Origin of the sequence: Thiolapillus sp. (genome assembly GCF_048562965.1) — a bacterium.
Taxonomy (GTDB): domain Bacteria; phylum Pseudomonadota; class Gammaproteobacteria; order Chromatiales; family Chromatiaceae; genus Thiolapillus; species Thiolapillus brandeum_A.
The window spans coordinates 1-9476 of record NZ_JBHNMF010000088.1 but is presented as its reverse complement, the minus strand read 5'-3'; the positions used below and the strand labels follow the sequence as shown (position 1 = coordinate 9476).

The 9476-nt window shown below is 58.4% G+C and carries 10 protein-coding genes; all 10 read right to left on the bottom strand.

Going from position 1 to position 9476, the window contains the following annotated elements:
• Positions 1–455: 455 nt before the first annotated feature.
• Positions 456–1487, bottom strand: a complete 1032-nt coding sequence (gene truD / locus ACOCD2_RS06945; RefSeq protein WP_293646164.1) for a tRNA pseudouridine(13) synthase TruD — start codon at positions 1485–1487, stop codon at positions 456–458.
• On the bottom strand, positions 1480–1968 hold the full coding sequence (gene ispF / locus ACOCD2_RS06940; protein WP_305800212.1) for a 2-C-methyl-D-erythritol 2,4-cyclodiphosphate synthase: 489 nt from the start codon (positions 1966–1968) through the stop codon (positions 1480–1482). The genes truD and ispF overlap by 8 nt, the downstream gene beginning before the upstream one ends.
• The gene (gene der, locus ACOCD2_RS06935; protein ID WP_293646166.1) at positions 1952–3343 is read right to left on the bottom strand and encodes a ribosome biogenesis GTPase Der; all 1392 of its coding nucleotides are present in this window, start codon (positions 3341–3343) and stop codon (positions 1952–1954) included. The genes ispF and der overlap by 17 nt, the downstream gene beginning before the upstream one ends.
• A gap of 3 nt (positions 3344–3346) precedes the next feature.
• Positions 3347–4516, bottom strand: coding sequence for an outer membrane protein assembly factor BamB (gene bamB, locus ACOCD2_RS06930; protein ID WP_293646168.1), 1170 nt, complete (start codon positions 4514–4516; stop codon positions 3347–3349).
• A gap of 3 nt (positions 4517–4519) precedes the next feature.
• A complete protein-coding gene (locus tag ACOCD2_RS06925) occupies positions 4520–5140 on the bottom strand; it encodes a YfgM family protein (protein WP_293646170.1) in 621 nt (206 codons plus the stop codon).
• Between the two features lie 4 nt (positions 5141–5144).
• On the bottom strand, positions 5145–6419 hold the full coding sequence (gene hisS, locus ACOCD2_RS06920; protein WP_293646172.1) for a histidine--tRNA ligase: 1275 nt from the start codon (positions 6417–6419) through the stop codon (positions 5145–5147).
• Positions 6420–7385, bottom strand: coding sequence for a RodZ domain-containing protein (locus ACOCD2_RS06915; protein WP_293646174.1), 966 nt, complete (start codon positions 7383–7385; stop codon positions 6420–6422).
• A gap of 81 nt (positions 7386–7466) precedes the next feature.
• Positions 7467–8162 (bottom strand): type IV pilus biogenesis/stability protein PilW, encoded by a 696-nt coding sequence (gene pilW, locus ACOCD2_RS06910; protein WP_293646176.1) that lies wholly within the window; start codon positions 8160–8162, stop codon positions 7467–7469.
• Positions 8159–9253, bottom strand: a complete 1095-nt coding sequence (gene rlmN / locus ACOCD2_RS06905; RefSeq protein ID WP_293646178.1) for a 23S rRNA (adenine(2503)-C(2))-methyltransferase RlmN — start codon at positions 9251–9253, stop codon at positions 8159–8161. The genes pilW and rlmN overlap by 4 nt, the downstream gene beginning before the upstream one ends.
• A 40-nt stretch (positions 9254–9293) precedes the next feature.
• Positions 9294–9476 (bottom strand): hypothetical protein (locus ACOCD2_RS06900; RefSeq protein WP_293672520.1); only part of this gene is annotated, 183 nt, incomplete at its 5' end.

The window sequence follows — 9476 nt, the reverse complement described above, 5'->3', positions numbered from 1 at the left end:
CCTATTGCCGCATCTCCAGTTACCTGCAGACCATGGCAAATCAGGGATACAATCCGCTGGTCGCCATTCAAATGGCCTTTTCGGGACAGCTCTATGCTGATAGGGGTGAGTAGTTACCCCCCGATTTTCAATAAACGGCAGCTGCAGGATTCCCTCTGCACTCTGATCACCGCGATAGTTGGAATGTGCGAGGACATTGACAGACGCCAAGCACAATATGACTGAAACAAAATACCTTGGTAGGAACTGCGGTATGGTTCTGGCAAAAAAAGAACAGGCCAAAGACAGTAACTTCATATTTCACCCCTGAGGTTCCTACGTATGGATTACAGCGTAATTCCCTGCCGGATCCCGAGTAAATGACGCACATCAACCTACACGTCGAATACCCCGCAAGAATGGTGAAAATGTGAAGTATGTGGTGCCTGATCAAACTCCGTACAAGCAATCAGCCATCAGACAGACTGGAACAACTCTCTTGCCACTGCCGTGGCATAGCCGCCGCTGACGAGACCAAAACACAGCTCCAGCTCATCCTTGTGCAACTGCCACTGTAAATCATCCACCGACAGCCGCAGGGAGCGGCGGTCGGCTTCCAGTCCAAAACGCCGCAGGCCATCCAGCCACGACTGCTCTGCCGACAACACCGCCTGCTCCAGCTCAGCCGCTGCCGATCCTGGTTGCAGCGCCCGGCTGGCTTTGCCGTACAGGGGTCCCGTAACATGCACTTTCTGGTTTCGCAGACGTGAGGCCAATTCGTCATCTTCGGCTTCAGCAGGGAATTGCCCTCGCCCTCCTGCCAGTTGCATCACGTCACCCGGCAGCAGCCTGTTCCAAGTACCCTCAGAGACCCGAACCGCCAGTACCTTGTTGAACAGCCAGGACCGGGCGGCGGACAGCCAGATACTGCGCTTGTCGCGCCGCAGCTTTTTGATCTCTCCCGCAAACAGCGCCTGAGCCCGCTGAAGGTTGTTGCCATCACGACCGAAACGCTGGGCGCCGAAATAATTGGGCACGCCCTGTTCATCGATCTGTTGCAGACGTGCTTCCAGGGCACCTGCATCTCCCGAAAATTGCCGCACACGCAAGGTGAAGACATTTCCCCGCAAGCTGCCCCTGCGCAGTTTGCGGTGATGACGAACGGCTTCCAGCACCTGCAGGTTCCCGCCTTCCAGTTCGGCCCAGTCCGGCGCCTCCTTGCCCGGCAGATGCACAGAAAAGCTCTGGGTGGTCACCGCCACCCGGTCTTTCAGGCCCGCATAGCTGACATCACGCGGGCGAATACCCGCCAGACGGGCAATATGTGTGGCCACTTCCACGGTATTGAGATTGCGCTTGCGGATCTTGAGCAGCACATGCTCCCCCGAACCGGAAGGTTCTATACCCAGATCCTCCACCACCTGGAAATCTTCGGCAGACGCCCGCAATACACCGCTGCCCGCGGGACCACCCCAGGCAAACGGCAGGTCCGCTGTGGGATCAGGCATGAATCAGCACAATGGCATGGGCGGCAATACCCTCGCCTCTGCCGGTAAAGCCCATATTTTCGGTGGTCGTGGCCTTGATATTGACCTGCGAAGCATCGAGGCCCAGATCATCGGCAAGACGGGACTGCATCTCCTGAATATGGGCGCTCAGGCGAGGTTTCTGGGCGATGACAGTGACATCCACATTGCCCGGCCTGAATCCCCGCTGCTGCAGTTCCGCGACAACCCTGCGCAACAGGATACGACTGTCTATGTCTTTCAGTGCGGGATCAGTATCGGGAAAATGCCTGCCGATATCGCCCAGCCCGGCAGCACCCAGCAGGGCATCGCACAGGGCATGGATGAGTACATCACCATCGGAATGCGCGATCAGGCCCTGCCCGTGAGGAATGGTGACGCCCCCCAGCACCACGTGATCCCCGTAGCCGAAGCGGTGGGCATCATAGCCATGACCAACACGGATGCTACTTTCGTTTGACATGTTTCATCATACGCCGGCGCTTCTGCTGCTGGCGGGTGTTAAGTTTGTTGCGACGCCCCTTTAAAGGATTGTCGCTGGTACGGAATTCGATCCTGACCGGTGTGCCCCATAACTTGAAGGCCTTGCGAAAACGGTTGACCAGAAAGCGCTGGTAGGTCAGCGGTACGGATTCGGTCTGATTGCCATGGATCACAATGATAGGCGGGTTCTGCCCGCCCTGGTGGGCGTAACGCAGCTTTATACGCCGGCCGCGCACCAGTGGCGGTTGGTGTTCCATGATCGCCTGTTCCAGGATATTGGTCAGATCGGAAGTTTTCAGATCACGGGTGGCCGCACGATAGGCGGCATCCACCGCTTTCATGAGGTGTCCGACACCTGTGCCATGCAGTGCGGAAATGAACAGCACCTCGGCAAAAGACAGGAAAGGCAGCTTGCGCTCGAGTTCAGACTTGATGCGGTCCCGCTCGTCACTCTGCAGACCATCCCACTTGTTGATGACCACGACCAGTGCCCGACCACTCTCCACCACATGACCGGCAAGCGTTGCATCCTGTTCGGATATGCCCTGATGGGCATCGAGCACCAGCAGCACTACATTGGCCTGTTCCATGGCCTGCAGGGTCTTGATGATGCTGAACTTCTCGATGGCTTCGGCGATGCGAGCACGGCGCCGCACACCCGCTGTGTCCACCAGGGTGTATTGTCTGCCCTGATGCTCGAAAGGCACCTGAATGCTGTCGCGGGTGGTGCCGGGCTTGTCGAAGGCCACCAGGCGTTCCTCGCCGAGCAAACGGTTGATCAGCGTGGATTTGCCGACATTTGGGCGACCCACAACGGCGATCTGTATGCCCCGCTGTTCGGCCTCGGCATCATTTTCTTCTTCAGGGGGAAGATCGGCAAGCACCCTGTTGACCAGGGGCTTGACACCCCGCCCGTGTGCGGCGGAAATGGCCACGGGTTCGCCCAGTCCCAGGGAATGAAATTCAGCTGCAGCCACATCACGGTCCAAAGATTCGGACTTGTTCGCCACCACGGTGATGGGCTTGCCCGTCTTGCGCAGTTCGGCGGCAATCTGCTCGTCCGCTCCGGCCAGCCCCTCGCGGGCATCGACCAGGTAGAAAACATGGTCGGCCTCTTCGATAGCCAGGCGTACCTGCCTGTCCATGAGCACTTCCACACCTTCCCGCTCGCCGCTGATGCCGCCCGTATCCACCACCACGTACGGACGGTTGCCGATACGGCCGACACCATACTGACGGTCACGGGTAAGACCCGGCTGGTCCGCAACCAGGGCATCCCGGCTGCGGGTCAGGCGATTGAACAAAGTGGACTTGCCCACATTGGGACGGCCAACCAGCGCGATAACGGGAAGCATGATCTATTCCGGCAGTCTCAACGCTGTGAGTTTGCCATCGCTGGCCAGCACATACAGGACATCATCCACCACCAGAGGCGCCGCCACGATGGCATCACCCACGCGCTGGCGGGCGGCCATGGCGCCATCTTCCGATGACAGCCAGTGCAGATAACCTTCGAAATCACCGACGACGGTGTAGTCTCCCTGCAGCGCAGGCGCACTCAGACCGCGGTTCATCAGCGCCTTCTGTCGCCAGCGGGCCGATCCGCTGTCAGGATCCAGTGACCAGACAAATCCCTGGGCATCGGTAACCGCCAGCTGCTGCCAGTTCACCGCCATATTGTTGTACACGGAGATCTTGCGCTTCCAGAACTCCTTGCCACTGCCCTCACCCAGGGCAGCCACGTCACCCTGGTAGGCGCCGCCGTAAACAGTACCGCTGTAAAGCAGCGGGTCTGCATCCACATCCACCATGCGCTCCAGATCCGAACGCCCGGTGGGCACGGTGATATGACTTTCCCATTCGATAATGCCGGAATCCAGAGACAGGGAGATCATCTTGCCACCCGCCAGTCCGCAAAACACACTGCCACCGCTGATCACGGGGGAACTGCTGCCACGCAATGTCAGCACAGGCACCTTGTGGTCATACAGCCACAGCTGCTCACCATTGGAAGCATCAAGACCAAACAGCTTTCCGTCGCCGGTATGAACGACCACCACGCCGCTGCCGATCGCCGGTACTGCAAGAATTTCGCTGCTCAGGTCCTTGCGCCACAGCTCCTCCCCGTTATCGGTATCGAAAACCACCAGCTGGCCTTCCGCTGTTCCCAGCGCCAGCAGACTCTCCGCAACACCCGGCCCCGCCGATACGGCGAGTCCGGTTTCCAGTTTCCAGACCTGCTTTCCCGTATCCGCTTCCACGGCAAACAGTGCACCGTCGGTATTCGCGACATACAGCACGCCATTGTCGATCGCCGGCTTCAGGCGTTGCAGATCCGGCGAAGCATCACCAATATCCATGCTCCATACCTGTTGCGGCTGGACAGTCGGCGTGAAGTCCACCAGCTCCGCCGGTTCAAGCGCCGGATCGTCACTGCCGAACCACTCTCTGGGATCGGCCATGGTGCCACAGCCGGACAACAGACTGCCCGTCAGCAGCAGTATCAGCGATCGAAACAACAGACTCATTGCCTATCCACCCAGTTCCGTGAGCTTCATGCTGATCAGAGTCGGGTTGCTGACACCTTTTTCCAGCGCCTGGGCAAACGCGGTTCTGGCTGCCTCCCTGTCACCCCTGGCGAGTTTCACGTCACCTTGAATGCTGAGAAATTCTCCCAGGTAGGCATCGTCTGCGGGATTGGCTGCCAGTTCGGCTGCCGCATCGAAGTTCTTCATATCCAGCAGCAGACGTGCCATGCGAATCTTCGCAAGCTGGCTGATGGCATCCTTGCTGCTGTTGTCCAGGACCCATTGCAGCCGGGCTTTGGCCTTGTCCTTGTCTCCCGCCTGGTACTGCAGACGCGCGAGCTCGAGCGCCGTGAACAGTGCATAGGTGGAACCCTTGTACTCCCTGATCAGGGCCTCTCCCCGCTGCACGGCGGTTTCCAGGTTGCCTACCAGGGCCGCCTGTGAAAAGTTCTCGAAATTGGCAGAAGCATTTTCGGCCTGAATCCGCTGGTATTCCAGCCAGCCCTTGCCACCGCCGACCACGGCCAGGCCCAGGGCTATACCGCCAACGACGGACTTGCCGTTTTCTTTCCACCATTTCTTTATGGCTTCGACCTGTTCTTCTTCTGTCTGATAGGTACTCACTGAATCATTCTCCAATCACTTCTTTTAGAAATTCCGCCAGCTCATCATGGGCGACGGAAAGCTGTTCCCGCTGTTCACGAAGCCATTTGATACCGGCCTTCTGCTGCTGCAATTCATCTTCGCCCAGTATCAGGGCCACTTCGGCGCCGCTGCGATCTGCCTTCTTGAACTGGGACTTGAAGCTTCCTCCGCCACAGTTTACCTGCAATCTCAAGCCGGGCAAGGCGTTGCGCAGGCTTTCAGCCAGCACCATGCCGGGACCCTGCACCTGTTCTCCCGCCAGCACCAGGTAGGCATGGGGATCACCATCGCTGTTCTGCTGATCGAGTTCTTCCAGTACCGCCACCACGCGATCCACGCCCATGCCGAAACCGATGGCCGGCGTGGCTCTGCCACCCAGTTGCTCCACCAGCCCATCATACCGGCCACCGGCACACACGGTTCCCTGGGCGCCCAGCAGATCGGTGATCCACTCGAACACGGTACGGGAGTAATAATCCAGACCCCGCACCAGACGCGTGTTGACCACGTATTCCACGCCGGCCGCCTTCAGCCCCCTGGTGATGACCTCAAAATGCGCCCGGGATTCCTCTCCCAGGTCATCCATGAGGGACGGCGCTCCGGCAATCAGACTGGCCATGTCCGGGTTCTTTGAATCCAGGATACGCAGGGGGTTGCTCTCCAGGCGCCGCAGGCTGTCATCGTCCAGTTCATCCCGGTGCGCCTGCAGGTAATCCACCAGGCGGCTGCGGTAGGCCTTGCGCTCCTCCGGGGTTCCCAGGGTGTTGATCTGCAGTTCCAGGCCGGGAATGCCCAGCTCGCGCCACAACCTCGCGGTGACCAGGATCACTTCCAGGTCGATGTCCGGCCCGGACATGCCGTAGGTTTCGAGTCCGATCTGCTGGAACTGGCGGTAACGGCCCTTCTGGGGACGCTCATGACGGAACATGGGACCCAGGTACCACAGGCGCTGCACCTGGTTGTGCAGCAGGCCATTCTCCATACAGGCACGCACGCAACCGGCCGTGCCTTCGGGACGCAGGGTCAGGGAATCACCGTTCCTGTCCTCGAAGGTGTACATCTCTTTTTCCACGATGTCCGTAACTTCGCCGATGGAACGCTTGAACAGTTCCGTCATCTCGGGAATCGGCGTGCGGATCTCACGGTAGGCATAGGACTGGAACACGCGACGCACGGTGTTTTCCACGAATTGCCACAGGGGAGTCTGATCGGGGAGGATATCGCGCATCCCCCGCACTGCCTGAATCTTCTTGGCCATCTAGTTTTTCGCTGGATCGAAGGTTAGTTTTGCGACGTTGCCCCGGGTGTATGGGGCAAGATCGAAGGGCTTGTCATCAATCATGATGGAGACATTACGGGCGTTGCCCAGCACCATCTTGTAGGGGGGTTTACCCTTGAGCTCATACTTTTCGCCGGCTTTGCGTCTGCCCACCAGCTTGAAACTGCGGCTGCTGTCGCGCACATCCACCCAGCAGTCACCCGTGAAGGAGAGCACCACCCGGGGTGGCACGACTGGCTGCGAAACAGTATCCGCTGTTGTGACTGCGGCTTCGCTGTCCACTGGCGCACTTGCGGTTTCCTCCGGCGTGACCGCAGCAACGGCAGGGGCAACATCCGCCGCCATGGTCGCGGTTTCCTCGCTTTCTGCGGCAGGAGCTTCGGGAACTGTCTCTGTCGAAGTCTGCTCCGCCTCCGCCGGTTGCTCTACGGCTATAGCCTGTTGCTGTGTTTCGGCTTTCGACTCGGTGGCGGCAGTCTCTTCAGGCGGCGCAGCCTTGTCCAGATAGGATTTCCACCACAGCCCGAAAACCGTGATCAGGGCGATGACGATGAGCCAGGTAGCCAGACGCACCAGGCCATGACTGCTGCGGATTTCCCTGCGCACACCCTGGGCAACTGCCGGAGGAACGGTGCAATCCTCCCCTTCCGGGCAGCGTTGCCCAAATTCCTTGAGAACGATTTCTTCCGGCACATTCACCAGCCGTGCATAGTTGCGGTAATACCCGCGCACAAATACCCGGGCCGGGAGGATTTCATAATTTTCCTCTTCCAGGGCATGTACCAGTTCCTTGCTCAGGTGCAACTGCTCGGCCACCGTGGCGACCTCCATGCCCATGGCTTCGCGTGCCAGCTGCAGGCGTCTGCCGGGAGACGGGATGGAGCTGTCTGCTGGTGTTTCCGATTTTGCCGGCGTGTGCCGTCTCTGCATTTTCACGACTGTCATGATCTGTACTCAATAACCCAGTTTCTGCGCCTGTTCGGAATCGGGAAAATCGGACTTGAGCAGAAGTTCATCACTTCTCACCTAGTCATCATTTCCCAGCTTGCGTTCGGTAAGAATGCTCAGATAGAGCATCTGCGCCGTGGGTTTGGCCACTTCCCGGTAGCGTTGCAGATAAGCTCTGGCGGACATGTATCTTCCCTGGGCAAAGCGTACCTCCGCCATCTGGTAGAGCGCCATGGCAAAACCGGGATTGCGCTCCAGGGCCTTGAGCAGGTAGGACTGCGCCATGGAAAGATCCCCCGCCTTGCGCGCGCAGTAACCGGCATTGGCGAGCGCCACCCAGGGTGTCTGGTAAAGCGGATTCTGCAGCGCCCTGTCGAAATAGGGCAGCGCCTTCTGGTATTCCCCCAGTTTGCACAGGTAGCTGCCATAGGCGTTCAGGGCATAGGGATTCTTGCTGTCCACTTCCAGCGAGCGCTGATAAGCAGCATTCGCGGAACCGTTTTCCCCCAATTGCTCATAAATGAGGCCGAGCACCAAGTGGGCATTGCCATTGTTGGGATCACGCTGAACAGCTTTTTTAGCCTTGTTCAGCGCTGTGGCGTAATCCCCGCGCTTCATGTATTCGTTGGCCAGCTGAATATAGGTGTTCGAGAGTGATTCGTAATTCTGGTCAGCACCCAGCCTGCCGGTATTGGGGTCATTTTCGGTCTGGCCCGGGTTGGTGACACAGCCCCCCAGAAACAGGAACAGCGGCGCGAGCAACAGCAGCCTCATGATGCGAGCTCCCGTGTGTGACGCTGGCGCAGGGATACCAGGGTACGCCCGCTGCGGTCCTGCACCTTGCCCACCAGCTGGCCGCAGGCGGCATCGATATCATCGCCCCTGGTCTTTCGCAAATTGGCCATGATGCCGGCTTTCATGAGTTTCTGGCGAAATGCCTCGATACGTTCCGGAGGAGAGCTTCTGTAACTGGTGCCGGGAAAGGGATTGAACGGAATCAGGTTCATCTTCGAGGGGGTTCCTTCGAGCAGGCGTATCAGTGCCTTTGCGTGGGAGATGCTGTCGTTTACGCCATCCAGCATCACGTATTCCCAGGTCACCTTGCGGCGCTTGTCGTTCCTGACGAACTCGCGGCAGGCGGGAATCAGTTCTTCCAGGGGGTATCTGCGGTTGATGGGAACCAGTTCATCCCGCAATGCATTGTCGGGCGCATGCAGAGATACCGCCAGACTGACATCTGAAACCTCCCGCAGACGATACAGGTTGGGCACGATGCCGGAAGTGCTGATGGTCACCCGGTATTTGGAAAGGATGTAGGCCAGATCATCCTGCATCAGATCCATGGCACTGACCACGGGTTCGAAATTCGCCAGCGGCTCGCCCATGCCCATCATCACCACATTGGTGGGCGCCTTGCCCATTTGCCGGGTGGCATGCCAGACCTGACCGATGATCTCCCCCACCGTGAGATTGCGGTTGAATCCCTGCTGTGCTGTGGAACAGAAAGAGCAGTCCAGGGCGCAACCCACCTGGGACGACACACAGACAGTACTGCGGTTTCCATCGGGAATATAGACTGTCTCGATGCGCTGACCATCAGCCAGTTCCATCACCCATTTGACGGTGCCATCCAGTGAAGGCTGCTCGAATATGATTTTCGGCAGGCGCACTTCGGCACAGGCATGCAGACTGGCACGCAGCTTCTTCGACAGATCAGTCATCGCGTCAAAGTCGGTCACGCCGTGCTTGTGTATCCACTTCAGCACGTTGCGCCCGTGAAACGGTTTGGCGCCGAGGCTCACGAAATAAGCCTCCATCGCCTTACGATCGAGATCCAGCAGGTTGACAGGTTTGTCTGTAGCCAAGTTTTCTTCCCGGAAAGCGCGTCAGGATCACGCATTGATTCTATTTATATGTGAAGCGGCTGATTTTACCTTGCACAGCCTGTTTCCGCCAATGAAATCCTTTCCCCAAATCCCCAGATAGAGGCATATCAGCGCCCGAAGGGTGCCAATATCCACTGATTTCCGCTTGGTTGAATTGCAGACAGCGATGAATTAGACCGGATTTGACCAGGAAATCAGCACA

Coding starts and splice junctions, on each gene's coding strand:
- bamB (WP_293646168.1), bottom strand. CDS start 4,516: ATGAGTCTGTTGTTTCGATCGCTGATACTGCTGCTGACGGGCAGTCTG.
- der (WP_293646166.1), bottom strand. CDS start 3,343: ATGCTTCCCGTTATCGCGCTGGTTGGCCGTCCCAATGTGGGCAAGTCC.
- ACOCD2_RS06915 (WP_293646174.1), bottom strand. CDS start 7,385: ATGACAGTCGTGAAAATGCAGAGACGGCACACGCCGGCAAAATCGGAA.
- pilW (WP_293646176.1), bottom strand. CDS start 8,162: ATGAGGCTGCTGTTGCTCGCGCCGCTGTTCCTGTTTCTGGGGGGCTGT.
- truD (WP_293646164.1), bottom strand. CDS start 1,487: ATGCCTGATCCCACAGCGGACCTGCCGTTTGCCTGGGGTGGTCCCGCG.
- ispF (WP_305800212.1), bottom strand. CDS start 1,968: ATGTCAAACGAAAGTAGCATCCGTGTTGGTCATGGCTATGATGCCCAC.
- hisS (WP_293646172.1), bottom strand. CDS start 6,419: ATGGCCAAGAAGATTCAGGCAGTGCGGGGGATGCGCGATATCCTCCCC.